This window comes from Blautia sp. OF03-13, assembly GCF_003460685.1.
Taxonomy (GTDB): domain Bacteria; phylum Bacillota; class Clostridia; order Lachnospirales; family Lachnospiraceae; genus Fusicatenibacter; species Fusicatenibacter saccharivorans.
In genome coordinates, this window is sequence record NZ_QTVR01000008.1 from 109842 (window position 1) to 136050 (window position 26209).

General features: G+C 50.9%; 27 protein-coding genes and 1 pseudogene. 21 read left to right on the top strand and 7 right to left on the bottom strand.

The features are described from left to right. Positions 1-25 precede the first annotated feature (25 nt). From DXA55_RS07990 to uxuA, 4 genes and pseudogenes are all read right to left on the bottom strand, one after another. Positions 26-1279: an HlyC/CorC family transporter gene (locus DXA55_RS07990; protein ID WP_117509487.1), complete on the bottom strand. Its 1254-nt coding sequence runs from the start codon at positions 1277-1279 to the stop codon at positions 26-28. A 238-nt stretch (positions 1280-1517) separates the two neighbouring features. Continuing rightward, complete coding sequence (uxaC, locus tag DXA55_RS07995) at positions 1518-2912, bottom strand: glucuronate isomerase (protein WP_117813660.1); 1395 nt, start codon at positions 2910-2912, stop codon at positions 1518-1520. Positions 2913-2929: 17 nt separating this feature from the next. After that, positions 2930-4563 (bottom strand): annotated as a pseudogene (locus tag DXA55_RS08000) (mannitol dehydrogenase family protein). A gap of 15 nt (positions 4564-4578) precedes the next feature. After that, on the bottom strand, positions 4579-5655 hold the full coding sequence (gene uxuA, locus DXA55_RS08005; RefSeq protein ID WP_022462079.1) for a mannonate dehydratase: 1077 nt from the start codon (positions 5653-5655) through the stop codon (positions 4579-4581). Between the two features lie 749 nt (positions 5656-6404). Between uxuA and DXA55_RS08015 the strand changes: the two genes are divergently transcribed. The 12 genes from DXA55_RS08015 to DXA55_RS08060 all read left to right on the top strand — a co-directional run bounded on the left by DXA55_RS08015 (position 6405) and on the right by DXA55_RS08060 (position 15438). Beyond that, positions 6405-7643, top strand: coding sequence for a glutathione S-transferase C-terminal domain-containing protein (locus DXA55_RS08015; RefSeq protein WP_117761082.1), 1239 nt, complete (start codon positions 6405-6407; stop codon positions 7641-7643). A gap of 102 nt (positions 7644-7745) precedes the next feature. Then, positions 7746-8684, top strand: coding sequence for a transporter substrate-binding domain-containing protein (locus DXA55_RS08020; RefSeq protein ID WP_117813662.1), 939 nt, complete (start codon positions 7746-7748; stop codon positions 8682-8684). Positions 8685-8779: 95 nt separating this feature from the next. Next, on the top strand, positions 8780-9280 hold the full coding sequence (locus tag DXA55_RS08025; RefSeq protein ID WP_117813664.1) for a GNAT family N-acetyltransferase: 501 nt from the start codon (positions 8780-8782) through the stop codon (positions 9278-9280). Between the two features lie 15 nt (positions 9281-9295). Next, positions 9296-10048 (top strand): amino acid ABC transporter permease, encoded by a 753-nt coding sequence (locus tag DXA55_RS08030; protein ID WP_022462083.1) that lies wholly within the window; start codon positions 9296-9298, stop codon positions 10046-10048. Continuing rightward, complete coding sequence (locus DXA55_RS08035; RefSeq protein ID WP_022462084.1) at positions 10035-10793, top strand: amino acid ABC transporter ATP-binding protein; 759 nt, start codon at positions 10035-10037, stop codon at positions 10791-10793. The genes DXA55_RS08030 and DXA55_RS08035 overlap by 14 nt, the downstream gene beginning before the upstream one ends. A gap of 35 nt (positions 10794-10828) precedes the next feature. Then, on the top strand, positions 10829-11560 hold the full coding sequence (locus tag DXA55_RS17670; protein WP_242998412.1) for a M20/M25/M40 family metallo-hydrolase: 732 nt from the start codon (positions 10829-10831) through the stop codon (positions 11558-11560). Beyond that, on the top strand, positions 11482-12108 hold the full coding sequence (locus tag DXA55_RS17675; RefSeq protein ID WP_242998413.1) for a peptidase dimerization domain-containing protein: 627 nt from the start codon (positions 11482-11484) through the stop codon (positions 12106-12108). Before DXA55_RS17670 ends, DXA55_RS17675 begins: the two co-directional genes overlap by 79 nt. Before the next feature lie 196 nt (positions 12109-12304). Next, a complete protein-coding gene (locus DXA55_RS08045; protein WP_117813666.1) occupies positions 12305-13279 on the top strand; it encodes a 1-aminocyclopropane-1-carboxylate deaminase/D-cysteine desulfhydrase in 975 nt (324 codons plus the stop codon). Next, positions 13276-13755, top strand: coding sequence for a glycosyltransferase family 2 protein (locus DXA55_RS17680; protein ID WP_242998414.1), 480 nt, complete (start codon positions 13276-13278; stop codon positions 13753-13755). Before DXA55_RS08045 ends, DXA55_RS17680 begins: the two co-directional genes overlap by 4 nt. Next, a complete protein-coding gene (locus DXA55_RS17685; RefSeq protein WP_242998416.1) occupies positions 13752-14222 on the top strand; it encodes a hypothetical protein in 471 nt (156 codons plus the stop codon). The genes DXA55_RS17680 and DXA55_RS17685 overlap by 4 nt, the downstream gene beginning before the upstream one ends. After that, positions 14219-15178 (top strand): ATP-grasp domain-containing protein, encoded by a 960-nt coding sequence (locus DXA55_RS08055; protein WP_117813668.1) that lies wholly within the window; start codon positions 14219-14221, stop codon positions 15176-15178. The genes DXA55_RS17685 and DXA55_RS08055 overlap by 4 nt, the downstream gene beginning before the upstream one ends. Then, positions 15160-15438, top strand: coding sequence for a hypothetical protein (locus DXA55_RS08060; protein WP_117813669.1), 279 nt, complete (start codon positions 15160-15162; stop codon positions 15436-15438). Before DXA55_RS08055 ends, DXA55_RS08060 begins: the two co-directional genes overlap by 19 nt. Before the next feature lie 95 nt (positions 15439-15533). Here DXA55_RS08060 and DXA55_RS08065 read toward each other — a convergent pair whose 3' ends face one another. After that, on the bottom strand, positions 15534-16886 hold the full coding sequence (locus tag DXA55_RS08065) for an MATE family efflux transporter (RefSeq protein WP_117813671.1): 1353 nt from the start codon (positions 16884-16886) through the stop codon (positions 15534-15536). 78 nt (positions 16887-16964) lie between these two features. Here DXA55_RS08065 and DXA55_RS08070 point away from each other — a divergent pair, with 78 nt between their 5' ends. Then, the gene (locus DXA55_RS08070; RefSeq protein WP_117813673.1) at positions 16965-17873 is read left to right on the top strand and encodes an AraC family transcriptional regulator; all 909 of its coding nucleotides are present in this window, start codon (positions 16965-16967) and stop codon (positions 17871-17873) included. 182 nt (positions 17874-18055) lie between these two features. Here DXA55_RS08070 and DXA55_RS08075 read toward each other — a convergent pair whose 3' ends face one another. Next, the gene (locus DXA55_RS08075; protein ID WP_117813675.1) at positions 18056-18283 is read right to left on the bottom strand and encodes a hypothetical protein; all 228 of its coding nucleotides are present in this window, start codon (positions 18281-18283) and stop codon (positions 18056-18058) included. A gap of 149 nt (positions 18284-18432) precedes the next feature. On the opposite strand from DXA55_RS08075, the gene DXA55_RS08080 reads away from it, so the two are divergent. The 8 genes from DXA55_RS08080 to DXA55_RS08115 all read left to right on the top strand — a co-directional run bounded on the left by DXA55_RS08080 (position 18433) and on the right by DXA55_RS08115 (position 24584). Further along, positions 18433-18888: a putative ABC transporter permease gene (locus DXA55_RS08080; RefSeq protein ID WP_158565061.1), complete on the top strand. Its 456-nt coding sequence runs from the start codon at positions 18433-18435 to the stop codon at positions 18886-18888. Between the two features lie 28 nt (positions 18889-18916). Next, positions 18917-20866, top strand: a complete 1950-nt coding sequence (locus DXA55_RS08085; protein ID WP_117813679.1) for a fructose-1,6-bisphosphatase — start codon at positions 18917-18919, stop codon at positions 20864-20866. Between the two features lie 100 nt (positions 20867-20966). Further along, the gene (locus tag DXA55_RS08090; protein WP_022462093.1) at positions 20967-22016 is read left to right on the top strand and encodes an L-threonylcarbamoyladenylate synthase; all 1050 of its coding nucleotides are present in this window, start codon (positions 20967-20969) and stop codon (positions 22014-22016) included. Positions 22017-22018: 2 nt separating this feature from the next. Beyond that, the gene (locus DXA55_RS08095; protein ID WP_055218690.1) at positions 22019-22477 is read left to right on the top strand and encodes an arsenate reductase/protein-tyrosine-phosphatase family protein; all 459 of its coding nucleotides are present in this window, start codon (positions 22019-22021) and stop codon (positions 22475-22477) included. Beyond that, a complete protein-coding gene (gene rpiB, locus DXA55_RS08100) occupies positions 22474-22917 on the top strand; it encodes a ribose 5-phosphate isomerase B (RefSeq protein WP_055218692.1) in 444 nt (147 codons plus the stop codon). The genes DXA55_RS08095 and rpiB overlap by 4 nt, the downstream gene beginning before the upstream one ends. 24 nt (positions 22918-22941) lie before the next feature. After that, positions 22942-23571 carry a uracil phosphoribosyltransferase gene (gene upp / locus DXA55_RS08105; protein WP_022462095.1) on the top strand — a complete coding sequence of 210 codons (630 nt, stop codon included), beginning with the start codon at positions 22942-22944 and terminating at the stop codon, positions 23569-23571. Positions 23572-23614: 43 nt separating this feature from the next. Next, a complete protein-coding gene (locus DXA55_RS08110; RefSeq protein WP_022462096.1) occupies positions 23615-24103 on the top strand; it encodes a deoxycytidylate deaminase in 489 nt (162 codons plus the stop codon). Positions 24104-24197: 94 nt separating this feature from the next. Next, complete coding sequence (locus tag DXA55_RS08115; RefSeq protein WP_117813681.1) at positions 24198-24584, top strand: glycoside hydrolase family 30 beta sandwich domain-containing protein; 387 nt, start codon at positions 24198-24200, stop codon at positions 24582-24584. Between the two features lie 75 nt (positions 24585-24659). Here the strand turns inward: DXA55_RS08115 and DXA55_RS08120 are convergent, their stop codons facing one another. Next, a complete protein-coding gene (locus DXA55_RS08120) occupies positions 24660-26069 on the bottom strand; it encodes an AI-2E family transporter (protein WP_158565062.1) in 1410 nt (469 codons plus the stop codon). Positions 26070-26209: the final 140 nt, after the last annotated feature.

The following is a 26209-nucleotide window of genomic DNA, read 5'->3' on the forward strand; positions in this document are numbered from 1 at the left end:
TTTGCGTGTAAATCGTATCAATTACTTACTGTTCATTTTCATCCTTCGGCAGCCGCACGATCCGTACCTTGTCGACTCTCCGGTCTGCCATTTTCAGTACGGTTACGTCGAGGCCATCCGAGACGAAATGATCGCCTTCCTTTGGCACGCGCTCGAGGATCCCCATGATCCATCCGCTGACCGTAAAGACGTCAAATTCTTTGTCAATATCGAGCTCTTCATACACCTTGTCGATGCTTGCCGTTCCGGTCACGAGGTATTCGTTTTCGGAAACTTTCTGGATTTCCTGTACAACCGCATCATGCTCATCCCAGATTTCGCCGACGAGCTCTTCGAGGATATCTTCCATGGTGATGATACCGTCGGTGCCGCCGAATTCATCAATGATAATGGCAATATGCGATTTCTTCGCCTGCATTTTTTTCAGCAGCGGGCCGACCTTCGTATTCTCGGTTACAAAGAGCGCCGGGCGGATGATGCTGCTTAGCGGTTTGTTGGTGTGGTAAATGTGGTTGTGGAAATCCTTCTGATACACAATTCCCACAATGTGGTCGATATCATCATCATACACCGGCAGCCGGGAAAATCCGGTGTCGGAGAAAGTCTTAGCGATCTCGGATTTCGTCGCATCGAGCGGAATGCCGATGACGTTGACACGCGGAGTAAAGATCTCTGCGGCCTCCATCTCCATGAAGCCGATTGCATTCTGAATCAGATCACCTTCCTGGTCGTCGATGTCGCCCTCCTGGGTCGCCTCCTCGACAATGGTCATCAGTTCCTCATCGGTGATGCCGTGGTTTTCCGAGGATTTGAAGATGCGGGAGAGCAGCTTCTTCCACTGGGAAAAGAAAAACGTCACCGGGGTCAGCACGATCATCAGAATGTGGAGAAACGGTGCGGAAAATTTGGCGATCGTCTCCGGAGATTCTTTTGCAATGCTTTTCGGGGAAACTTCGCCGAAGATCAGGACCACGATAGTGGTTACGATCGTGGAAACCGTCGCACCGGAGTCGCCGCCGAGAAGCTTGATAAAAAGCACCGTGGCAAGGGAGCTGAGACCGATGTTGACGATGTTGTTGCCGACGAGAATCGTGGAGAGCAGCTTGTCAAAGTTCTCCAGCAACTTTAACACCAGTTCCGCCCGCTTGTCGCCTTTTTCTGCCATATTTTTCATGCGGATGCGGTTCAGCGAGGTGAAGGAAGTCTCCGTCGCCGAAAAGTAGGCTGAGAGCATGACGCAGATAAGAATGATGATGAGTGACACAATGTCGCTGTTCATTTGTTTTTCCTTTCTTAGGAAACCGGGACACGATGCAAAAAATGTACAAAAAGACATAACCTATCTTGAATCTGGCGGAATCAAAGATAGATTATGTCTCCGTTTATCAAATGATGAAAATAAAGCATCGTCGAGGCATACTGCCTGAGTCGTCCATGTTTCTGTAATCCTTTCGTTGATCAGTAATCCCTTTTATTGTACGGTATGTGGGAATAATTGTCAATAAGGTATGCGAAAATCACAGGAAATACGAAACCGCATTGTTGTAGCTGATATTTTCCACCATCTCTTTCAGAAACTCCAGGTTCGCCGGGTACTCCCCGTTTTCCACCCAGTTTCCGATTTGATTGCAGAGAATCCGGCGGAAATATTCGTGGCGCGGGAAGGAGAGGAAGCTGCGGGAGTCGGTCAGCATGCCAATGAAGGTGGAGAGCATGCCGATGCTGGAAAGCGTCGCAAGCTGGGATTCCATGCCGTATTTGTGATCGTTGAACCACCATGCGGTACCGAACTGCACTTTCGAGCGGATGCCAGGCGCAGCAAAGTTTCCGGCCATGCTTGCAAGCATCGGGTTGTCGCCCGGGTTCAGAGAGTAGAGCACAGTTTTCGGCAGTGCGTCGTCCTCGTCCATATCGTTTAAGAAAGCGCCGAGCATCGGGGCAAAGGCGAAATCGTTCATGCTGTCAAAGCCGGTATCGGCACCGAGCGCACGGAACATCCGCTTCGAGTTGTTACGGAGTGCTTTGATATGAAGCTGCATGGCGATATTGTGCTTATGATACAGCCGTCCGAGGTTCGTCAGAAGGAAGCCCTTGTACATGCCGAGCTCTTTTTCGGTGAGAGCACCGCCGTTCATGCGATTTTCAAATACATCATTCGCCTCAGCAGCCGTGCATGGCACATAGAAGCAGCCCTCAAGGCTGTGGTCGCTGACAACGCAGCCGGCGGAGAGGAAGAAGTCGAGGCGGCAGGAGAGGGCATGCACCATATCCTCCGCGGATGCAATCGTCCTGCTGGCGGCAGCGGCAAGCTTTTCCACATATTCCGGGAAATCCGGCTTCTCGAGATGAACGGCGCGGTCCGGGCGGAAGGACGGCAGAACGCGGCAGGCAAAGTCTTCCTTCTGTAATGCCAGATGGCAGTGCAGATCATCTGCAGGATCGTCGGTGGTGCACAGATGCGACACATGCTGGTTCAGAATCAGATTGCGCACGGTAAACTCCTTCGTCTGCAGTTTTGCATTCGCCTCATCCCAGAGCTCCTTCGCTGTTGCTCGGGAGAGCGGTGTCGTGATGCCGAAGTACCGCTGCAGCTCCAGATGTGTCCAGTGGTATAAAGGATTGCCGATCGCGTTCTCAATCGTCTCGGCAAACGCCAGATATTTGTCGTAATCATCGGCGTTTCCGGTGATCAGATCCTCCGAAAAGCCCATCGCACGCATGGCACGCCATTTATAATGATCCCCGCCGAGCCAGACGCGTGTCAGATTCTCCATCTGGCGGTCTTCGAGAATCTCCTGTGGATTCAGATGGTTGTGATAGTCAAAAATGGGCATTTTTTCAGCCGCCTCGTGGTACAGTGTTTTCGCCGTATCGGTCTGCAGCAGAAAGTCAGCGTCCATAAAAGGTTTCATATGGAAATACCTCCCCTTTAGAATTGAGCGGTCAGAGCAGCAAGCGTATCTGCCACAGCGCCAGGTCCATGAAGCATCGAGACAAAAGCATCCAGCACACGGTCAGAAAGTCCGGCGGAAATCAGATCCACACCGAAAATCGAAGCATCGGAGAGCAGCGGAGCCAGCGTTTTGGAAAGCGCCTCACGGTCAGCCGGTGCGCCGAGTTTCAGATCCTGCACATACGGGCGGACCGTGGCAAGCAGCGGATCCGGCTCAGATCAAATGCATCGCCGTTGTCATCCACGCCCATCAGATACCGCAGCCATCCCGCAAATACAGCCGGAATTGCCTGAAGATCCGAGAGTGACAGCTCCGGGGAAGCAAGATACGATTTGATCGTCTCACCGAACCGGATCGACAGCTTCTGTGACGTATCGGTTGCAATTCGCTGCGGCGTATCCGGCATAAACGGATTCGGGATGCGGATGTTCAGCACTTCAGCGATAAACTGCTTCGGAGAGAGAATACCAGGATCGGTGACAACCGGAAGTCCTTCGATATATCCGATGCGCTCCACGAGCTTTTTCAGTACCGGATTTTTCATCTCCTCACTGATCAGTTCATAGTCCAGCAGGCAGCCGAACACAGCGAGTGCGGTGTGCAGCGGGTTCAGGCAGGTGCAGACCTTCATGCGCTCTGTTTTGTTGACAGTTTCCCGGTCGGTAAAGATCCATCCGCTCTTTTCCATCGGCGGCCGTCCGTTCGGGAAATGATCTTCGACTACGAGGTACTGGCATTCCTCTGCATTGACGAACGGAGCAACGTAGGTGTGGCGGGAGGTGACGATCGGCTGTGCATCGGCGAGGCCGTTCTCCTCGAGTATCTTTTCGATGGAACCATCCGGCCGCGGGGTGATCTTGTCGATCATGGTCCACGGGAAGCTGACTTTTTCCGGGTTCTGCAGATAGGAGAGGAAGCCTGGCTGTACCAGCTTGTTTTCTTCCCATGCAGAAGCGTAGGCTGTCAGGGCAAGGGAAAGTTTTTCGCCATTGTGGGAGCAGTTGTCGGTGCTGACCATCGCAACCGGTTTTTCGCCTGCAAGAAATCTTTCATATAAAAGAGAAGCAACTTTTCCCATATAGCTGGTAACGGAAGAAGGTCCGGCAGCAAAATCGGCAGCAACAGACGGCAGCAGTTCGCCCGCACCGTTTTTCAGGGAATATCCCTTTTCGGTGATCGTAAACGTCGCCATCTGCAGGGAATCCTTGGTAAAGATTTCTTTTAACCGGGCAAAATCCGGAGAATCCGCCGTATCGGCAGCCAGCGATTCTGCGATGCTTCCAACAACGGTTTTCTCGACAGAACCATCGGCTTTTAAGGTCACCAGAATGCTTAAATTATCGTGCGGCTGGTACATATCACGGATGATTTCTGTATCGAAGCCCTCCGCAACGATGACACCGCGGTCAAAGGTACCGTTGTTCAGCAGTTCCTGTGCTGTATTTGCCTGGAAGGCACGGAAAATATTTCCGGCTCCGAAATGCACCCAGCACGGAGATTCTTTCGTGCGGGTGATCATTGCTTCGCGGTCATAGGATGGAAGCGCATAGCCTGCGGCTTCCCACGCTTTTTGATCTGCCAGTCCGGCAGCTGTTAAGTTAAGAGACATCAGTAAAAACCTCCTTTAAATTCCACGTTTGTGACTCTTGTCAATAGCTTCCCAGAGTCCGTTTAAATAAGTCGCGCCGAGTGCGCGGTCATACAGTCCATAGCCCGGCATTGCCTTCTCGCCCCAGATCATACGTCCGTGGTCCGGGCGGATCGGGCCGTCGAAGCCGATGTCGTACAGCGCTTTCATGATCTCATACATATCGAAGCTGCCGTCAGAGGAAAGGTGTGCGGCCTCCTCGAAATCCTGCTGGCTGTGGAATTTCAGATTGCGGACGTGAGCGAAGTGGATGCGGCCCTTTAAGGAACGGATCATATCCGGCAGATCGTTCTCCAGGTTTGTTCCGTAGGAACCCGAGCAGAAGGTCACGCCGTTGTGCGGGTCATCGACCATCTTCATCATGCGCAGAATGTTTTCTTTATTAATGATGATTCTCGGAAGACCGAAGACACTCCATGCCGGGTCGTCCGGGTGAATGGCCATTTTGATATCGTACTCGTTGCAGACCGGCATGATGCGTTCGAGGAAGTATTTGAGGTTGGCAAACAGTTTCTCATCATCCACATCGCGGTAAGCGTCAAAGAGCTCTTTCACTTTTGCCATGCGCTCCGGCTCCCAGCCAGGAAGAATTGCGCCGTTTGCATCACCTGCGATAGATTCAAACATTTTTTCCGGAACAAGTGCGTCTACGGCGGACTGTTTGTAGGCAAGTACGGTCGAGCCGTCCGGACGGACGCGTGCGAGTTCTGTTCTGGTCCAGTCGAAGACCGGCATGAAGTTATAGCAGACAAGGTGAATGTCTTCCTTGCCGAGGTGCTTTAACGTTTCAATATAATTATCGATGTACTGCTCACGGTCCGGGCTGCCGATTTTGATGGCGTCGTGGATGTTGACGCTCTCGATGCCGGAGATGTGAAGTCCAGAGGCCTCAACCTCTTCTTTTAACGCGTGAATCGCTTCGCGTGTCCACACCTCGCCCGGGGTAGTGTCGTACAGGGTTGTGATGACTCCGGTTACGCCCGGAATCTGGCGGATCTGCTCTAAGGTAACGGTATCAAATTTGGAACCATACCAGCGAAATGTCATTTCCATAAGAAAAACTCTCCTTTATTTTGTAATGTACTCTCGGAATCTTTCTGCACTTGCCTTTGCGGCTGATTTTCCGCCAGCTGCACCCGAATTTCATCAACGTACGCACCGCGTACGCCTCAGAAATTTGGGCACAACTGACAAAAAATCATCTCACAAAAACAAGCACAGAAAGATTCCGAGAGTACATTGTATTTTGCAAGTGGTGTTCTTTGCTTTTTATTGTATCGTTTTTTAAGAAAAAAGCCATGGCAAGAATTGTTGAGCACATTGCAAAAGTTGCGGCGGTTGGTAGGAAAAAGCAAAATCAGCCTACAGGTGTGATAAGTAATATCTTTCTGGTATGACTAACCAATAGGAAAAACCTATAATCGATTCATCGAAATAACAATTACCAAAAGGCGTTTTAGGGGTTGCACATAGAAAAAATATGCATTATAATATGCCATGTAATCGAGAAACACATTAAACATATCGACTTAGTAGGAAAGGAGAACAGCAAATGAAAAAAACAGACAACAGACGAATGCAGGAGAACAGAATGATGGAGATGTGTTGTTGCTGTTGCTGCAGCTCCAATCAGAATAAAGAAAAATAAGAAACATTCGCAGGCAGAAAAAGCATAGCAGAAATTGCATGTGCGGGCAGGCCGGAACGAATGCCTGCTATTTTTTTAACCTTTTTTAAAAGAAATGAGAATAAACAACATAAGAATAGATAATAAACAGACATAGAAAACGGAGGACAAAAACATGAGCGGATGCGGATGCAGCTTCACCCCAGTTGAAAATAAAGAAACCGAAGAAATCAAATACACAGATGCACTGGCAGAACAGTTTGCAGCAGAAGTCGGAGTAGACCCAAGACCAAATGAAACCCTTGTAGAGATCGATGAGCGCGGCGCTTTCATCCGTCAGCCAAATGCATTTATCCAGCCATTCGGCGATAAAGAAGGCGGCCTGAAAGCAGAAGCAAACCGCTTCGGGATCTACTGGGCAACCGGATGCAACTGGTCCAACCGTCCGATCATCGTGCGGGAGCTTTTAGGACTGCAGGATGTGATCTCGGAGACGAGAGTTTCTCCATCCGGCGAGACAAACCGTTACGGACATGCATTCGGACAGTATCCGGATTTCAAGGATCCGGCGACAGGCGCTTACTTCTTAAGTGAGTTCTATAAAAGAGCAAACCCGGACTTCAAAGGAAGAGCAACGACACCGACCCTGGTGGATGTCAAAGAGAAAAAGGCTGTGAACAACGATTATCACCGCCTTACGAACTATCTCGAAGTGCAGTTCCGTCCATTCCAGCCAAAAGATGCGCCGGACCTGTACCCGAAAAAATTCCGGAAAGAGATCGATGAGTTTAACGACTGGCTCTTCCCGCATATCAACAACGGCCATTACCGCATGGCATTCTGCCAGTCACCGGAAGCATACGATGAGGCATACGAAGATTTCTATGAATCCCTCGATAAGCTGGACAAACGGCTGGAGACGAACCGTTTCCTGTTCGGCGACTACATCACCGACAGCGATGTCCGCGCTTACGTCACTCTGATCCGTTGGGATGTCAGCTACTTCCACAACGTAGGACCGGTGAAGAAACCGATTCGTGATTACAAAAATATCTGGGGCTACTTAAAAGAGCTGTATGCGATCCCGGCCTTCCGTCACGGAAGCGATCCGCAGGTGCTGGCACTTTCGAGACCTGGAAAGAAATTAGGCGAGGTTCTCTTCCGCGGATACAACGAACGAATCCTTGCAAAAGTAGATTTCGAGAAGCTGATGGCAGACGATGGATCGAGAAGAACACTCAGCAAAACACCGGATGAAGTATTCCTTCGCCATCCGGAGGGAGAGACCTACGAGGATTACGCAGGAGAAATCTCAAAAACCATCTGGAACAGCCCGAAATGGGAAGACAGAAACCCGAAGAACGGCGTACTTTCCGTGGATGCATCGATTAATCCGCTGAAAGGACTTTTATAAAGAGATAAGACAGAAGAATCCGGAGCGCTCTGGTGGAACACTCTCAGGCAGCCGGGGTGCGGCCGGAACTGAAAAGAACGAGAAAATGAGGAGGATTTTATTATGAAAAAGACAAAGAAATTCTGGGCAGTATTGGCAGCGGCGGGCCTTTTGGCAGCAAGCTTTGCAGGATGCGGAAGCAATGCATCAGCAAATGCAGGAAGCAGCAGCGGTTCCGCAGCATCATCTTCCGCAGCATCATCTTCCGCAGAAGGCAGCTCCGCATCGGATTCCGGTGAGAAAAAAGTGATCAAAGCTGTAACAAGCGGCACACTGGCACCGTACTTTTACGTAAATGATGACAACGAGCTGACCGGTGTCGATATCGATATCGTAAAAGAAGTGTTCAACCGCCTTCCGCAGTATGAACTGAAAATTGAGCAGGCAGATGCACTGCAGGGTGTGCTGAGCGGTCAGTACGACATCGCAGTCAACAACTATGGATATACCGATGAGAGAGCAGAATCCTACTACTTCTCTTTACCATATAAAACCAGCTTCAACGAATACATTCAGAGAACCGGCGATGAGCCGCTGACTTCTCTTACCGATCTGGCAGACCGCGGATACAAAATTGAGCTGAGTGCAGGAAGCCTTACCGCAAATGCACTGGAAAAATGGAATACAGACAACCCGGATCACCAGATCAATATCGTATATTCCAATGCAAACTTCCAGGTCCGCTACCAGCATATCGTAGATGGAACCGCTGATGTGGCAATCGACGACGGACCGATCATCGACAACCTGCTTCCGCAGTTCGGACTGGAAGGTCAGCTGGAAGCAAACGAGATCGACGAGGAGACCGAAGATTTCCTGTTCCCGCAGAACAATACCTACTTCCTGTTTGGAAAGAACGAAGAGGGCGCAGCACTCCGCGAGGATGTTGACAAAGCCTTAAAAGAGATGAAAGAAGACGGAACTCTTTCCAAGATCACAACCGAGTATCTCGGCGTGGACACCAGCCCGGACGAGAAATACTTTGATGAGACACCAAACTAGAATATCGTTTTCGAAATAAAAACAGAAGAGATTACAAAACAGACGGGAAGCGGATCGAGAACATCCGTTTCCCGATTCTAAAAGGAGCGAAAAACATGGCAGAAATTTACCGGGTAGAAAAGGGAAGCGAAGAGTGGAAATACAAAGCATATGATTACGTCAGAACCGATGCGTTCTGCTGCGGACAGAACATTCCGATTGAACTGGAATTCGGACAGGACGAGAGCAAAGATGATCTGCAGGCGATTCTGCTGACAGAAGATCACAAGCCGGTAGCCGGCTGCCGCATCGCATTTCCGGCGGAAAAGACAGGAAAAATCGAGCGTGTCTGTGTGGTCAGAGAAAAACAGAAAAGCGGATACGGCCGCGTACTGGTCGAAGCCGCTGAGAAATGGCTGAAAGAATACGGTGTTGATCACATCGTCATCACAAGCCAGGACCGCGCCGCAGGCTTTTATGAGAAATTAGGCTACAAACTGAATCCGGACGCTGACCTGTCGGTATACGACCACCATGCACTGAAGAAAGACGAAGAGCCGAAAAAGCCGAAGAAAAATCTTGGCTTTACCTGTGTACTGGTAGAAAAATACGTGTAAGAGAGGACGAAAATCATGGGAAAATTATTTGACGTTTCACTGGTATTTTCATCCATACCAGAATTGCTGACAAAGCTGCCGATCACGCTGGAACTGGCCGTGGTTTCTATGCTGATCGGACTGGGACTGGGACTTGTGATGGCGATCATCAAAATGAAAAAAATCAGAGTGCTGACGCAGATTACGAATCTTCTGATTTCACTGCTCCGCGGCACGCCGGTCATCGTACAGCTGTATGTTGCGTTCTTTGGTATTCCCATGATGTTCAAGGCAATCAACCAGCAGTTCGGAACGAATCTGGCGGTTGCCAATATTTCCGGTTTCGTCTATGCGATGATCGCTCTGGGACTGAACCAGTCGGGCTTTATGGCTGAGATTATCCGTTCGGCCCTGCAGTCCGTTGACCCGGGCCAGATCGAAGCAGCACATGCACTTGGCATGACGTATCCGCAGACACTGCGCCGCATCATTCTGCCGGAGGCCTTTGAGGTTGCGCTTCCGACCCTTGGAAACTCTTTTATCAGTATCATCAAAGGAACGTCTCTTGCCTTTACCTGCGCCGTTGTCGAGATTACCGCACAGGGCCAGATTATTGGAGGAAGAACGTATCGCTACTTTGAAGTTTACGTTTCACTGGCCATCATTTACTGGCTGGTAACACTGGTGATCGAGCAGATCATCCGCGTAATTGAAAATAAAATCCGGATTCCGGACCAGGTAGAGCTGGCGTCCGCAAACGGGGAGGGTAAGAAAAATGATAAAAATTGATCATTTATCAAAAAAATATAACGACAACGTGGTGCTCGACGACATCAGCCTCGAGATCAAACAGGGAGATGTTGTGGGAATCATCGGTCCTTCCGGAACCGGAAAATCAACGCTTCTGCGCTGCGTCAACCGCCTTGAGACACCGGAGAAGGGAACGGTGACGATCGGGGACAAGGTGATCGGCCTTTCCGAGCGGAAACCGAAAGAGCTTCTGTATTTAAGACAGAACACAGGAATGGTGTTCCAGCGGTTCAATCTGTTTGAGAAGAAAACCGCACTGGAAAATGTGATGGAAGGCCTGATTGTTGTCAAGAAGATGAAAAAAGACGAGGCCAGAGCCATTGCATTAGAAGAACTGAAACTGGTCGGCATGGAGAAATGGGCAAACCACTATCCGAAGCATATGTCCGGCGGACAGCAGCAGAGGGTGGCGCTCGCAAGAGCCCTCGCCATGAAACCGCAGATTCTGCTGCTCGACGAGCCGACTTCAGCCCTTGACCCGGAGCTGGTTGGAGAGGTTCTGGATGTTATTAAAAAAGTTGCGGCACAGGGATATACAATGCTTCTGGTTTCCCATGAGATGAACTTTATCCGCCATGTGTCGAACCGTGTGATCTTCCTTGATAAAGGACACGTAGTAGAAGACGGAACACCGAAAGAAGTATTCGAGCATCCGCAGAATCAGAGAACACGGGAGTTCTTCAGCAAGATGCATATTATGGCGCAGCCTGAGTATGTTATTTAAATTGCGGACACAGCCAAAGAGCAGGAGAAAAGATTATGATAGATGAGAAAAGAATTGCTGATTTTTTTGCGGAGCTGGTATCTATCGATTCGCCGTCCTTAGAGGAGCGCGAGATGGCGGACACCTTAAAAATAAAATTCGCCGAAATCGGGGTTACGTTTACAGAAGATCATACGCAGGAGCAGACCGGCTCCAATGCGGGCAATCTGTTCGCGCGCATTCCGGGCAGCCTTGCAGGAGCCCCGGTTCTCTTTGCGGCCCACATGGACACTGTTGAGCCTGCAAAAGGAAAAAAAGCCGTCTCCCATGAGGATGGAACCGTAACGAGCGACGGCACGACAGTTCTTGGCGCCGACGACCTCGCCGGTGTGACAGTCATCTATGAAGCTGTCCGCCACCTCATCGAGACCAAAACACCGCACCGCCCGATCGAAATTCTGATCTCGGTCGGTGAGGAGCTGTACTGCAAAGGCGCAAATGCCTTCGACTACAGCCAGGTGCAGGCAAAAGAAGCATACGTTCTGGATTTAAGCGGCGCGATCGGTGCAGCCGCCTACGCGGCACCGACACTCGTTTCCTTCGCGGCGAAAATCCAGGGAAAAGCCGCCCACGCCGGTTTCCACCCGGAGGACGGCATCAACAGCATCCAGCGGCCGCCCACGCAATCGCACAGCTTCCGCAGGGCCACGTGGATGAAAGCACCACTGCCAACATCGGAAAAATCGGCGGCGGCTCCGGTACCAACATCGTTTCGGAAAGCTGCGTGATCGAAGGCGAAATTCGAAGCCTGAACCACGAGACGGCGATGGAGCTTCTGGAAACATATCACAGAACCTTCCAGCAGGAAGCAGAGAAGATTGGTGCGAAGCTGGTCTGGGAAGAAAAGCTGAATATCCATGCGTATGAGACGCCGCTGACAAGCGATGCCGCAAGGCATTACGAGAGCGCCGTTGCAGAAGAAGGCCTGACCGCTGCATTCGAAAAAACTTTCGGCGGCAGCGACAACAACGTCTTTGCACAGCACGGCATCGAAGGGCTTGTCATCGCAACCTCGATGAATCAGGTACACAGCTGCGCCGAGTACACAAAAATCCCGGAGATAGCCAGGTGGCGCGGATTGTGGCCAATCTTGCCGCACCGCAGGAAGCCTGAACAGATCCTGGACGAAAAAACAGAATACGTAAAAAATCCCCAAAGCCCGCCGGCAGATGTGAAAACAAAAACCGGCGGGCTTTTCCTGTTTCCGGCACGGCTTGCCACGCAGAGAAAAATAGTCTATAATAGGGAAAAGCTTCCGGTGCATGCCGGAATTTAACACCAGTAGACAAGAAGTCCCCTGCTTCTAAAGCGGTGGGATGAATTGTTAAAAGAAACATAACGGCAGTGGCGGGCGGAGAAAAATCGGTATCCTCCACTGACATGAGGCAAGTCACAGTCGAACTATTTTCGGCATGTCAGACTCCGTGAAAATACCGACTGTGAGTTGAAACAAGAATAAAAGAGGAGAAACAATGATACAGACACCAATTCAGAAACTGGAATTTCCAAACGACAGAGGCGTCCGCCTGTACTGCAAGCGGGAGGATCTTCTTCCGTTTTCCTTAGGCGGAAACAAAGTCCGCATCGGACGTGCTTTTTTCCAGGATATGCAGGAGAAAAACAAAGACTGCATGATCATCTACGGAAACAGCAGATCCAACCTCTGCCGCGTGCTGGCCAATCTGTGCTGTGCCGAGAAAATTCCATGCTATATGATCTGTTCTTCTGAAGAAAACGAAGAACACCCGATCGAAACCAACAACAGCCGTCTGATGAAATGGCTCGGAGCCGAAGTCATTCCGTGCAGAAAAACAGAGATTGCGCAGACGGTCGAAAAGACCATGCAACGTCTGACGGAGCAGGGATATCAGCCGTATTATATTTTCGGCGACAAATTCGGAAACGGAAATGAAGGAACACCGGTGCAGGCTTATGTGGATGGCTACCGTGAGATTTTGGAGTGGGAGAGAGAACAGAACGTTTCCTTTTCTCATATCTTTGCAGCATCCGGGACCGGCTCCACGCAGAGTGGTCTGGTGAGCGGAAAACTGATCGAACAGGGAAGCGAGCAGATTATCGGTCTTTCTATTTCATCCCGTGAGTACGACCGCGCGATCCGCATTATGGAGAGCGGGATTTCGGACTATTTTCAGAAGAAGCATCTTTTGCTGCCGGAAGGATGGGAGCAGGAACTGTACCTGGAAATGGGATACCGCCAGGGCGGATACGGTCAGTACGATGAGCGTATTCTGCAGGTGATCCGGGAAGAGTTCTGCCGGAACGGACTTCCGCTGGATCCAACCTATACCGGAAAAGCATTCTGGGGAATGAAGCAGTATATCGAGGAACATGACCTGCAAAACTGTGATGTGCTTTTTATTCACACAGGAGGAACGCCGCTGTTCTATGACTGCATTCTGAACGATACCGATGGAGGAATGAAATGAAACGGATTTCAATTGTCATCCCATGCTACAATTCCGAAGCAACGATTCGGAAGGTTGTAGAGATGGTGATGGAAGAATTCAAAAAAATGGACGGATATGACTGTGAATTTGTCCTGGTAAACGATGGATCTCCAAAAGATGATACGTATGGAGAGATCAAAAAGCTGGGAGAACAGTATAAAAATGTCAAAGGAATCAATCTGCTGCGCAATTTTGGCCAGCATAATGCGCTGATGGCCGCACTCCACTACACGGAGGGAGATTTTATTCTTGGTATGGATGATGATATGCAGACACATCCATCGCAGATCAGCAAACTGATCCATAAAATGGAAGAAGGATATGATCTGGTTTACGGATATTATCCGAAACGAAAAAATTCCTTCCTGAAAAATATCACAAGTAAATTAAACGAAGTCTCATCACGGATTCTTCTCGGCGCCCTAAAAATATTGTTTCCAGCAACTTCTGGATGATCACCCGTCAGATCAAGGAAGAAGTGGTCAAATACGACAGCTTTAATCCATATATTGATGGGATTTTTTACCGTACAACGCACAAAATCGGGAATGTGGAGGTGGAGCACTTCAAACGTGCGGTGGGAACCTCCAACTATACGTTAAAGAAGCTGATCAAATTATGGCTCGCCTACTGGAACTATTCGGTGATCCCCCTTCGGGTGTCTTCCGTACTCGGTGGAATTTCCGCAGCGGGCGGTTTTCTGGCAGCCATTATCATTGCAATCCGAAAGCTCATCGATCCGAATGTGATGGTTGGATGGTCCTCCACAATCTGTACGATTGTTGTTTTTTCCGGACTGATTTTGATGGTGCTCGGCATTATCGGAGAGTATCTCGGAAAAATGATTCTGATTCTGAACCGCACGCCGCAGTATATTGTGCGGGAAACCATTAACGTATCTGATGAGGAAGAAAAAAAGTGAAAAAAATCATGATTTTAGGTGCCGGTATTTACCAGGTGCCGCTGATCCGGACTGCACGCAGAATGGGTCTTTACACAATCGTAGTGAGTATTCCCGGCGATTATCCGGGGTTTGCACTTGCAGATAAAATTTATGAACTGAATACGCGGGATAAAGAAGCGATTCTTGCGGCGGCGGAAAAAGAACAGATCGACGGAATCTGTACATCGGGAACCGATGTGGCCGTCAGCACAATCGGCTATGTCTGTGAAAAGATGCATCTGTCCGGCATTCCGTATGAGGCGGCGGAAATTCTGACCGATAAGGCAAAGATGAAAGACGCATTCCGGCAGGGCGGCGTTTCCGCGGCAGACGGGATGCGGGTAAGAAGCGCAGAGGAGGCACAAAAAGCCGCAGAACAGCTTGGATACCCGGTTGTCGTAAAACGGGTGGACAGTTCAGGAAGCCGCGGAATTACCGTGGTGGAGCATTCCAGACAGATCGAAGAAGCGTATGAAAATGCGAGAAACGGTTCGGCAAGAGATTATGTGCTGGTTGAAAAATTCCTCCGCGGAACGGAGATCGGCGTGGATGGATTTGTGCAGAACCACAAACTGGTCTTTCTGGCACCGCACATGAAATTTGTATACCGCGGTGCACACACGACCGTTCCGGTCGGCCATGCATTTCCGTATGGATGCAGCGGGGCACTGCGGGAAGAAATTGCCCGCCAGATGCAGCTGGCCGTCACCGCATCCGGTGCCGATCAGTGCTCCGTCAATGCGGATGTCTTTGTGGACGGAGAGAAGGTCTGGATCATTGAAATGGGCGGAAGAACCGGAGCAACCTGCATTCCGGAACTGATTTCAACGTATTACGGATTTGATTTTTATGAGCAGATGATCAAAAGCGCCTCGGGGAAGAAACGGATTTTCAGCAGACGGAAAGCTGCCCGTGCATGGCAAAACTGCTGCTGAGTCCGGTAAGCGGAACCATCACACAAATCGACCGGGATCAGGTCGAACGTCTGCGTCAGGAAGGGCTGGAGCTTGTCCTGGATTATCCGGAGGGGCATGAAGTTTCTGCCATGGCAGATGGAACTGACCGGATCGGCCATGTGATTGTAAAGACTGACCGGGAAGCGGAACTGGATGAGCAGATGAAGCGGGTGTACCGCTGTATCTGGATTGATGGAAAAAATCTGGAGACAATCTGGGAAGAGAAAACAGCAAAATAAAAAACCCGGAATCTTTTCAAGACCTCAGAAGAGGAGCGAAAGGATTCCGGGTTTTGCGTTGCCAGGCATATCAATATCCGGTGGACCAATTTTGATTACACTGTTTTTACAGGCTTCATCATCATCCGATAGTAGACTGGAATCAGCAGTGCAATTGCACCGAACCAGGCAAGCGGGCTTGCGATGCAGGCGGCAGTGTAGCCTAAGAAGCGTGACAGCCAGACGGTAGCAGCAAGACGCATCACAAGCTCGACCATGCATGCGGCAAACGGTGCGCGTCCGTTCTGCATACTCTGAATCGAGGTGCGGTAGACGGCGAGAAGGCCGAGCAGGAAGTAGAACGGCGCTTCGATCGTCAGGAATGCATCGGAGTAATGGTAAATTTCTGCGGTCGGATTCGAAAGAAACAGTTCGACGATCGGATGGCGCAGCAGAAGAATACCGATGCACATCAGAATGTTGAACGCTTCGGTCTGGATCAGCGAAGCGCGTACGCCGAGGCGGATACGGTCCTTCTTACCGGCACCGAAGTTCTGTGCAACGTAGTTGGAGATCGCCGTCATCATGGCATTATTCACAAGGACGGAGAGCTGGTCGGCTTTGGAAGCTGCCGTGTAGCCGGCAACCGCAGCCGTTCCAAGAGAGTTGACAACAGCCTGCATCGCGAGCTGGCCGATACACATGACGGACATCTGAAAGCCCATCGGAAAGCCGGTTTTCAGGTGAAGAACAGCAGCTCCTTTCAGGTCGTGGAAATCCTCACGGCGCAGGTGGAGAATCGGGAAATTCCGAAGTCCGACAACCGTGCTGAAAACGGCGGAGAGGAACTGCGAGAGAATCGTCGCCCAGGCAGCGCCCGCAACGCCCATGTGCATCGGAACGATGAACACGATGTCGAGGATGATGTTGAGCACCGACGAGAACACCAGAAAATACAGCGGTGTTTTGCTGTCGCCGAGTGCGCGGAGCATATTGGAAATCATGTTGTAGAACACGGTAGCGCCGGTGCCGAGCAGAACGACGAACATATAGGCATTCGCTTCCTCTGCGATGTCATCCGGAATCTGCATCCAGACGAGAATCTGGCGGGAGAGCAGACAACAGACGAGCGTCAGCACAACGGTGAACGCGATACTCAGCAGCGTGGAAACTGCGATGCTTTTGCGCATGCCCTGTTCATCCTTCGCGCCGCACCGCTGGCCCAGGCAGATGCCAAAACCGCCGGTGAAGCCGTTGATGAAACAGAACACAAAGTAAATGATAATGCTGGTGGAGCCGACCGCGGCGAGCGATTCAGCACCGAGCGTCTTTCCGACGATCACGGAATCTGCCAGCGTATAGAAGAGCTGGAACAGATTGCCGAGGATCACCGGAATGGCAAATTTTAACAGCGACCAGAACGGACTTCCGGTCGTCAGGTCCATTTCTCTGGAACGAGAGCGAGACATAATATCCTCCTTCTTGCATCCGGTGGGATGCACGATTATAATATAATACAGAAATTGAGATAAGGGGGAGAATTGCAGATGGCAAAGAGAAAGATTCTGGTGGACGATACCAGGCGCGAACTGGAAGAGCACGGAACAGAAACCTTTCCACTGACGGTCAACCACGATGATCTGTGGATGTTCGAGGGAAAAAATGTGCCGATCCACTGGCATCAGGAAATCGAGATCAGCCTTCCTCGTGAGGGAAAGGCAGTCTATCAGATTTACCAGAACAGCTATGAAATTTCACCGGGAGACGGGCTGCTTGTGAACCGCAATGTGCCGCACAGCTGCCATTCGCCGAACAACGAAAGGGCAAAGTACACGACGATCCTCGTGCGCCCCGATTTTCTGTACGGCGATTTCGGAAGCGATGTCGAGCGCAACTGTTTCCAGCCGTTTCTGCAGAATTCCGCGGTTCCCTGCCTGTGCATTCCGGGGACGGAAGCGTGGGGGAAAGAGGTGCTGGAAAAGCTGGAGAAGGTCGATACGCTGTTCTACGAAAAGCCGTACTGCTATGAGCTGAAAATCAAGGGCCTTCTGTGTGAAGCCTTCTTTCTGATTCTGGTACATCAGCAGAAATACCAGACGCCGTTTGTCCCGGCCAATCGGGTGGAGCTTGCGCGGCTTGCACAGATGCTGGACTATATCCATACACATTCAGAATCCGTGATTTCGCTCGAAAAGCTTGGTGAGCAGGTGCATTTATCCCGCGAGGTCTGCTGCCGCCTCTTCCGGAAAATGACGGGAAAGACGGTGACGCAGTATCTCGAGGAATACCGTGCGTCCAAAAGCCTGCCGCTCGTCGAAAGCGGCCAGTACTCCATGACACAGATCGCAGATCTGGTGGGTTTCAGCAACGCCAGCCGTTTTGCTGCCGCCTTCCGGCAACAGTTCGGCTGTAATCCCGGAGAATACAATTCTCGAAAGCGGCAGGAGGGGAGATAGTATTTCTTTTGGATAGCATTTCTTTTCCTGCCGCCTGCTCTATTATAAAAAGACAGAGCGGAAAATGCGATTCTGTGATTGCTCTTGTTGATACAGATATTGACAAAAAAGCCGCTTTCCTCTCCGCAGCGCCTGCTGTGCGCATGCCGGAAAGAAAGCGGCTTTTTGCCACGAAAAATATGTTACATCTGTTTGATTGCCTGCAGCATTTCAAGATCCGAAGCAGTCACCTTGATATTGGAAAACATTGTTCGCCCGTCCGGCTTTTTCACCGTGACTTCGAGAATCGTTCCCTCTTCGATCTGGGAGGATGCGAGATCGCCCATGAATTTTACGAACTTCGGGTGGTTTTGGGCGAAACGGTCTCTTAGATTTTTTAATTCTATTAACTTCATTGGGTTAAATGCCATTCTTTTTTCTGTCCTTTCTATTCAAAACTTCTTTCGAAACATGAAAGTATTGTAACATGGAAAAGAAAAAATGCAAGCGGATAAAAAGAGAAAAGACAGAGATACTGGGAATATAGAAAAGATTCTCAATTAGAATGGGAGAAAAACGAATGAAAGCGAAGAAGTATCTGCTGTTTTTTCTTTTGGGCTACTGCATTTATATTGCCATCGAAGTCACCTACCGCGGTTACAGCTTCCGCCTGATGGGCATTGCCGGAGGACTGTCCCTTGCAGGAATCGGAATGCTGGAAGACGCCGGGCTGCGCCGCTTTCCGCTGGCGTTTCAGATGATGGTATCTGCGGTTCTGATCACGGCCATCGAACTGTATTCGGGAATGTTTTCCCTGCGGGTGCTGCATTACCGTATGTGGGACTACAGTGCGCTGCCGTTTTCCTTCTGCGATGGGCTGATCTGCCCGTGGTTTTTCGGGATCTGGTATCTGCTCTCGGTGGTTGGGATTTTTCTTACGGACTATGTGAGCTATTATATCTTCCACGAGGGGACGCACCCGGTGTATCGAAAGAAGAAAAAGGGTTGTGCCGAAGGGGAGTTCGTTATAAAATAAGAAAAAACAACCCAGGCAGGAGGTCCTCATGGAAAACGAAAAAAATTATCTGGAATATCTCGCAGAATTGTACCCGACCATCGAAAAAGCAGCGACCGAAATCATCAATCTGCAGTCCGTTATCAACCTTCCCAAAGGCACGGAGCATTTCCTTTCGGATATTCATGGCGAATACGAAGCCTTTTCTCATGTACTCCGCAACGGTTCCGGTGCCGTGCGAAAGAAGATTGACGATGTCTTCGGCCACACGCTCGGCATTTCGGAAAAACGTGCGCTTGCAACCCTTATCTATTACCCGAGAGAGCGCCTGGAGATGGAGAAAAAGCAGCAGGAGGACATCGATGACTGGTACAAGGTCATGCTGTACCGCCTGATCGACGTCTGCAAAATCGTTTCTTCCAAATACACCCGTGCCAAAGTGCGGAAAGCCCTGCCGGCGGATTATGGCTATATCATCGAGGAGCTGATCACCGAAAAGCCGGAGGTGCTCGACAAAGAAGCATACTACGAGGCGATCATCCAGACTATCCTCGAAATCGGAAGCGCCGAGAACTTCATCATTGCCGTGGCAGAGCTGATTCAGCGGCTCGTTGTTGATCATCTCCACATCATCGGCGACATCTTTGACCGCGGTCCGGAGCCGTATAAAATCATGGACTGCCTGATGAATTACCATTCCCTCGATATCCAGTGGGGCAACCACGATGTGCTCTGGATGGGCGCTGCGACCGGCCAGCCGGCGTGCGTGGCCAGCACGATCCGCATCTGCCTCCACTACGGCAATCTCGATGTGCTGGAGGACGGCTACGGCATCAATATGCTTCCGCTTGCCACCTTTGCTCTCGAGACGTACGGCGATGATCCGTGCGAATGCTTTGCCGCAAAAGGCGGCGAGGACAGCGGAAATTCCCAGCAGATGCTGGAGCGCTGCATGCACAAGGCCATCACCGTAATGCAGTTAAAGCTCGAGAACCGTCTGATCCGTGAGAACCCGGAGTACGGCATGGAAAACCGCCGTCTGCTGGAAAAGATCGATTACCAGAACGGAACGGTGGCGATTGGGGAGAAAACGTATGCTCTGCGCGACAAGAGCTTTCCGACGATCGACCCGGCGCATCCGGACGAGCTGACAGAAAAAGAGGCAGAAGTGCTCGATAAGCTGATCTTCGCCTTCCGAAACAGCGAAAAACTGCAGGCGCACGTCGATTTCCTGCTCAAAAAAGGAAGCCTCTACCGCGTCTACAATGGAAATCTGCTGTACCACGGCTGCATGCCGATGAATGAGGACGGCACCTTAAAAGAGGTACAGGTCGACGGAAAGAAATACAAGGGAAAAGCACTGTACGATATTCTCGAGCACAACGTGCGCCGCGCATTTGTAAGCCGCGATCCGAAAAAACGGGAGCAGGGCCGCAATACGCTGTGGTATCTGTGGACCGCGCCGAATTCCCCGCTGTACGGCCGCGACAAGATGACAACATTTGAGCGGTATTTCCTCGCAGAAAAAGAGACCTGGACCGAGGTGAAAAACGCGTATTACCGCCTGATCGAGAAAGAGGAGACGGCGGACCGGATCTTACAGGAGTTCGGGCTTGCCGGTGAAAATGTACATATTATCAACGGCCACGTCCCGGTACACCAGAGTGCCGGTGAAAGCCCGGTCAAATGCGGCGGCAAGGTGCTGATCATCGACGGCGGCTTCTGCAGGGCGTACCACAAAGAAACCGGCATCGCGGGTTACACGCTGATTTACAACTCGTACGGCCTCAGCCTCACCGCGCACGAGCCGTTTGAATCGACGGAAAAAGCAATCCAGGAGGAGAAGGATATTGTCTCCCGCCAGGTGGCGGTGCGGTACAACATGAAGCGCCAGTTAGTCGGCGATACGGATCAGGGACGGCAGATCCGGCAGCGCATCCGTGAATTAAAGGAACTGATCGAGGCGTACCGCACGGCTCAGTTAAAAGAGCTTCTTTAAATCAAGGGTTTTCAACTGCGCCGGAAAATGGTATAATCAAAACAGTGTGCGCAGATGGAAACACTGTGCGCTGGAACAGATGGAAAGAAGGAAGAAACATATGAGGGCATGGATTGCCAGGATGACAGAAGATAACATAGATCAGAGCGCGATCGAAAAAGCAGGAGAGATTCTGAAAAACGGCGGTCTGGCGGCATTCCCGACCGAGACCGTATATGGTCTTGGCGGAAATGCGCTGGATGCCAAAGCTTCCGAGAAAATTTATGCGGCAAAGGGCCGTCCGTCGGACAACCCGCTGATCGTCCACATCGGAAGAATGGAGGACCTCGAAACCGTAGCGGCAAACGTGCCGGAGAGTGCACGCAAACTGGCAGCTGCATGCTGGCCGGGACCGCTGACGATGATTTTTGAGAAAACAAATGCCGTTCCGCTCGAGACGACGGGAGGCCTTACCTCCGTAGCCGTGCGCTACCCGAGCAACAAAGTGGCAAACGCACTGATCTTAGCCGGAGGCGGCTTCATCGCAGCGCCGAGCGCCAATACATCAGGCCGGCCGAGCCCGACGAAAGCCGAGCATGTGATCGAGGACCTTGGGGACAAAATTGACTGTATCATCGACGGAGGAGACGCCGAGATCGGCCTCGAATCCACCATCGTCGATTTTACAGAGGAGATTCCGACGATTCTCCGCCCGGGCTATTACAACAAAGAGATGCTGGAAAAAGTGCTTGGAACCGTGCGTGTCGATCCGGGAATCCTTGCGGAGGACAGCCATGTGCGTCCGAAGGCACCGGGCATGCGCTACAAACATTATGCGCCGAAGGCAGACCTTACGATTATCCAGGGCGAGATGGAACGGGTGATTCCGGAAATCAACCGCCTTGCCGCAGAACAGGAAAAGGCAGGAAAGAAAGTGGGCGTAATCTGCACCGATGAGACACGGGAGCAGTACACCACAGGAGATATCAAGAGCATCGGGCTGCGCGCCGAAGATGAGACGATCGCGCATCACCTGTTTGCGATTCTGCGCGACTTCGATGAGGACGGCGTGGAGGTGATTTATTCCGAGGCTTTCGACACCCCGCGTATGGGGCAGGCGATCATGAACCGCCTGTTAAAAGCCGCAGGCCACAAAGTAGCAGAGGTATAACAGTGAAACATTACAGCAGGATTTTATTTGTGGACGCGGACGATACCGCGCGCGCACCGATGGCGAAGGCGATTCTGCAGAGCAAAGAGCTTCCGTGGCCGATGGAAATTGGTTCCCGCGGGCTTGTCGTTCTGTTTCCGCAGCCGGTCAACCAGAAGGTAGAGGCAGTGCTTGCGCGCAACGGGCTTTCGGCCAAAGACCACACCACCACACCGCTTACCGCGGAGGACATCAACGACGACACGCTGCTTCTTGTGATGGAGGACAGTCAGAGGGAAAAGATCCGTGAGGACTTCCCGGATGCGCCCCATCTGCAGACGATCGCCGGATTTCTGCGGCTGGCAGGAGACATCCCCGCCCTTTACGGGGAACCGCTTACCGAATACGGAAAATGTTATGAAGCGCTGGAATTCCTGATTGAAGGTGTTCTTGCGCGGCTGAAAGAGGAGGAAGAACAATGATAGCTTTAGGATGCGACCACGGCGGATATGAGCTGATGCAGGAGGTAAAAGCATATCTGGACAAACAGGGACTGGAATATCAGGACTTCGGATGCTACAGCAACGAGGCAGTTGATTATCCGGTTTACGCCAGAAAAGTAGGCCATGCGATCCAGAACGGAACGTGTGATAAGGGAATCCTGATCTGCGGAACCGGAATCGGCATTTCTATCACGGCAAACAAAATGGAAGGAATCCGTGCAGCACTCTGCACCGACTGCTTCTGCGCAGAGGCAACCCGCCTGCACAACGATGCCAACGTACTGGCGATGGGAGGACGCGTTGTAGGCCCTGGCCTTGCAATCAAAATCGTAGAAACCTTCCTGAACACTCCATTTTCCGGAGAAGAGCGTCACGAACGCCGGATTCACTTGATTGAGCATGAAGGAGAAAATGAATAAATTTTAAACAAAGGAGAAGGGAAAATGGCAAGAACAGTCATCATGGATCACCCGCTGATCCAGCACAAAATCGGTATTATCAGAAAGAAAGACACAAGCTCCAAGGAGTTCCGCGAGATGATCAGCGAGATTGCAATGCTGATGTGCTACGAGGCAACCAGAGAGCTGCCGCTCACAGACGTTGAAATTGAAACCCCGATCTGCAAAACAACCGTAAAAGAGCTCGAAGGAAAGAAAATGGCAGTTGTGCCGATCCTCCGTGCCGGTCTTGGTATGGTAGAAGGTATGCTGGCTATGATTCCGGCAGCAAAAATCGGACACATCGGTCTGTACCGTGATCCGGAAACCCTGGCACCGGTTGAGTATTACTGCAAACTTCCGTCAGACATCGCAAGCCGTGAAGTATTTGTAACCGACCCGATGCTGGCAACCGGCGGTTCTGCAACGGCAGCCATCACCATGCTGAAAGAAAAAGGCGCAAAGAAGATCCACTTCATGTGCATCATCGCATCTCCGGAAGGAATCGAGAAAATGCATGAGGTTCACCCGGATGTTGATGTTTTCGTCGGAGCACTGGATGACCATCTGAACGAGCACGGCTACATTGTACCAGGCCTCGGCGATGCCGGAGACCGTATCTTCGGTACGAAATAAGAGCGGAAGCAAAGTACGTTAAGAAAACACAGGGGAAATGGGTATGAGCGATAAACGAGAGGATTATATTTCCTGGGATGAATATTTCATGGCAGTTGCCCAGCTTGCCGGTATGCGCTCGAAGGATCCGCACACACAGGTGGGAGCCTGCATTGTGAGCGAGGACAACAAGATTCTGTCCATGGGATACAACGGTTTCCCGAGAGGCTGCTCGGACGACGAGTTCCCGTGGGGAAAGACAAGTGAAAATCCGCTGGAAAACAAGTATCTTTACACAACGCACAGTGAACTGAACGCCATCCTGAATTACCGCGGCGGAAGCCTCGAGGGAGCCAAGCTGTATGTGACATTGTTCCCATGCAACGAGTGCTGCAAGGCGATTATCCAGGCGGGAATCAAAACGGTGATCTACGACTGCGACAAGTACGCGGACACCCCGTCCGTGATCGCATCGAAACGGATGATGAAGGCGTCCGGAGTCACTTTTCAGAAATACCACCGCACAGGGCGGGAAATTACCATGTCCCTGTAGCAGAAAAGATAATAGAAGGAGCGCGCCTGAACGAACAGAAAGTTCAGACGCGCTTCGTCTGTATACACGAAAAGACAAGAAACGGGAGGGCACCATGGAGAGCAATTTCGAATGGATTACGGCAAACGGGGATATCGGCATCCGCTTTTTTCACAGCATCGACGACGGCCCGCGTCACGTACCGATGGGATTCACCTCAGGTCTGATTGTGGATGATGATTTCCATTACCGCAAACCGATCATGTACCACTACATCGGCCATATTTCCAAATATATTGCTCCGGGTGCAAAACGCATCGGCTGGAGCAAATACGGAGCAAACCTGGATGTAACGGCCGCAGTCAATCCGGACGGAAGCTACGTTGTGATCCTGCTGAACCGCACAAAAGAGGATTCCGGCTGCTTCCTGCGTGTCAACGGACATATCATGCGTGTCGATCTTCCGGCAGAGACACTCAGCACGGTTGTAATCGAGAAATAAAAAGCAAAAATAAAAAAATGCCTTCTGTGCAGAATGGAAACAGTCTGCGCAGAAAGCATTTTTGTAAGATACGATTTATTTTTGATCGGAATCGGAAGAATCTGAGTTTTTCTCTTCGGTTGAAGGCTTTGCCGGTGTATACGGCGCATCAACCGGAGACTCTTCCGGGGCCAGCTTTGTCAGCGCTTTGCGCAGCCGGTAGCCCGGGAAGTGGAAGACTTCGGCCTCGTCGATCTTCTTTTTCTGATATGGGATCGCCTGTCTCGTTTCCGGATCAATGTGGTCCATGTGGAAGTAAAACGCATCGTCATCCGGCAGGTGATGTTTTTCAAGACGACGGTTGGCGAAGTTGCGGCAGACCGTGCAGATAATGGCACAGACCGGAACGGCGATGATCATGCCAAAGACACCCCAGAAGCCGCCGCCGATCAGAATCGAGATGATGATAAGGAAGCTAGACACGCCGGTCGTCTCGCCGAGGATTTTCGGTCCTAAGAAGTTTCCGTCAAACTGCTGCAGGAGAACGACGAAAATCAGGAAATACAGTGCCTGCAGAGGGTCGATCAGAAGGATCAGCAGAAGACACGGAACGGCGCCGAGGAACGGGCCGAAAAACGGAATGATATTCGTCACACCGATGATTACGCTGACCAGCAGTGCGTACGGGGTGCCGATCAGGCTCGTCACAAGATAGCAGATGGCACCGATGATGATCGAATCGATGACTTTTCCAACGAGGAATCCGCTGAATTCCTGGTTCACATACTGGCAGTCGCGGATCACGGCATTTCCGTGATCCAGACCGAGCAGCGCGTAGACTGCTTTTTTCAGCTTGGCAATGTAGCTTTCCTTGTTGTACAGCATGTAGATCGCAACGATCGCGCCAAGCAGAATGTTTTTGAAAAACGTAACCATGTTGACGAGCTGTCCGGAGAGGTTCAGAAGGAACGTACGGAGCATCGGCATCAGGTCATTGGTCAGCCAGTTGGAAAGCTTTGCGGAGAACATGGAGATGTACTGGTCTGCCGTCTGCTGCATCTCCGGGTAATTCGCCAGCACTTTTGTGGCAAAATCCTGAATGTTGTTTGCGTAGTTGGAGAAGTTGGAGACAATGTTTGTGATACTTGAGAACAGCTCCGGGATCAGGGTCGCAATGAGTCCGTACAGCGCGAAAAGCATGGCGACGTACGTCAGAAGAATCAAAAGCGCCCGCACAAGCTTTTTGCAGCGTACCGACTGTGTTTTTCCGTGCCGGGCAAAGAGTCTGGCGATGATCCGCTGTTCTATGAAGTTAATGATCGGGCTGATCACATAGGCGAGAATCAGGGCTGCAATCAGGGGGGAGAGAATGTCGAGGACATTGTGAAAGGCGGTCCGCACAGAAGTCTGGTGGAAGAGCAGGTAGTAAAAAATCATGGACGCTGCAAGTACCAGAAAGGCAGTAACGCCGGCCCGGACATATTTTCGGTAACGATCCAGTTTCATAAAAATGTAAATCCCCTTTCGAATTTTATTAACCTCTATTATACACATGCAATCCCCAAAATACAACCGCAACCACACTTGCGGGAAAAAAAGGAAACTGCTATACTGGAAAAGCAGATTTAGAAAAAGGAGATAACAAA

What these genes read in the sequence shown, in the direction of transcription:
- DXA55_RS07990 (WP_117509487.1), bottom strand. Translation starts at nt 1,279, where the DNA reads ATGAACAGCGACATTGTGTCACTCATCATCATTCTTATCTGCGTCATG.
- uxaC (WP_117813660.1), bottom strand. Translation starts at nt 2,912, where the DNA reads ATGAAACCTTTTATGGACGCTGACTTTCTGCTGCAGACCGATACGGCG.
- uxuA (WP_022462079.1), bottom strand. Translation starts at nt 5,655, where the DNA reads ATGGAAATGACATTTCGCTGGTATGGTTCCAAATTTGATACCGTTACC.
- DXA55_RS08015 (WP_117761082.1), top strand. Translation starts at nt 6,405, where the DNA reads ATGAGCGGATGCGGATGCAGCTTCACCCCAGTTGAAAATAAAGAAACC.
- DXA55_RS08020 (WP_117813662.1), top strand. Translation starts at nt 7,746, where the DNA reads ATGAAAAAGACAAAGAAATTCTGGGCAGTATTGGCAGCGGCGGGCCTT.
- DXA55_RS08025 (WP_117813664.1), top strand. Translation starts at nt 8,780, where the DNA reads ATGGCAGAAATTTACCGGGTAGAAAAGGGAAGCGAAGAGTGGAAATAC.
- DXA55_RS08030 (WP_022462083.1), top strand. Translation starts at nt 9,296, where the DNA reads ATGGGAAAATTATTTGACGTTTCACTGGTATTTTCATCCATACCAGAA.
- DXA55_RS08035 (WP_022462084.1), top strand. Translation starts at nt 10,035, where the DNA reads ATGATAAAAATTGATCATTTATCAAAAAAATATAACGACAACGTGGTG.
- DXA55_RS17670 (WP_242998412.1), top strand. Translation starts at nt 10,829, where the DNA reads ATGATAGATGAGAAAAGAATTGCTGATTTTTTTGCGGAGCTGGTATCT.
- DXA55_RS08045 (WP_117813666.1), top strand. Translation starts at nt 12,305, where the DNA reads ATGATACAGACACCAATTCAGAAACTGGAATTTCCAAACGACAGAGGC.
- DXA55_RS17680 (WP_242998414.1), top strand. Translation starts at nt 13,276, where the DNA reads ATGAAACGGATTTCAATTGTCATCCCATGCTACAATTCCGAAGCAACG.
- DXA55_RS17685 (WP_242998416.1), top strand. Translation starts at nt 13,752, where the DNA reads ATGATCACCCGTCAGATCAAGGAAGAAGTGGTCAAATACGACAGCTTT.
- DXA55_RS08060 (WP_117813669.1), top strand. Translation starts at nt 15,160, where the DNA reads ATGGCAAAACTGCTGCTGAGTCCGGTAAGCGGAACCATCACACAAATC.
- DXA55_RS08065 (WP_117813671.1), bottom strand. Translation starts at nt 16,886, where the DNA reads ATGTCTCGCTCTCGTTCCAGAGAAATGGACCTGACGACCGGAAGTCCG.
- DXA55_RS08070 (WP_117813673.1), top strand. Translation starts at nt 16,965, where the DNA reads ATGGCAAAGAGAAAGATTCTGGTGGACGATACCAGGCGCGAACTGGAA.
- DXA55_RS08075 (WP_117813675.1), bottom strand. Translation starts at nt 18,283, where the DNA reads ATGGCATTTAACCCAATGAAGTTAATAGAATTAAAAAATCTAAGAGAC.
- DXA55_RS08080 (WP_158565061.1), top strand. Translation starts at nt 18,433, where the DNA reads ATGAAAGCGAAGAAGTATCTGCTGTTTTTTCTTTTGGGCTACTGCATT.
- DXA55_RS08085 (WP_117813679.1), top strand. Translation starts at nt 18,917, where the DNA reads ATGGAAAACGAAAAAAATTATCTGGAATATCTCGCAGAATTGTACCCG.
- DXA55_RS08090 (WP_022462093.1), top strand. Translation starts at nt 20,967, where the DNA reads ATGAGGGCATGGATTGCCAGGATGACAGAAGATAACATAGATCAGAGC.
- rpiB (WP_055218692.1), top strand. Translation starts at nt 22,474, where the DNA reads ATGATAGCTTTAGGATGCGACCACGGCGGATATGAGCTGATGCAGGAG.
- upp (WP_022462095.1), top strand. Translation starts at nt 22,942, where the DNA reads ATGGCAAGAACAGTCATCATGGATCACCCGCTGATCCAGCACAAAATC.
- DXA55_RS08110 (WP_022462096.1), top strand. Translation starts at nt 23,615, where the DNA reads ATGAGCGATAAACGAGAGGATTATATTTCCTGGGATGAATATTTCATG.
- DXA55_RS08115 (WP_117813681.1), top strand. Translation starts at nt 24,198, where the DNA reads ATGGAGAGCAATTTCGAATGGATTACGGCAAACGGGGATATCGGCATC.
- DXA55_RS08120 (WP_158565062.1), bottom strand. Translation starts at nt 26,069, where the DNA reads ATGAAACTGGATCGTTACCGAAAATATGTCCGGGCCGGCGTTACTGCC.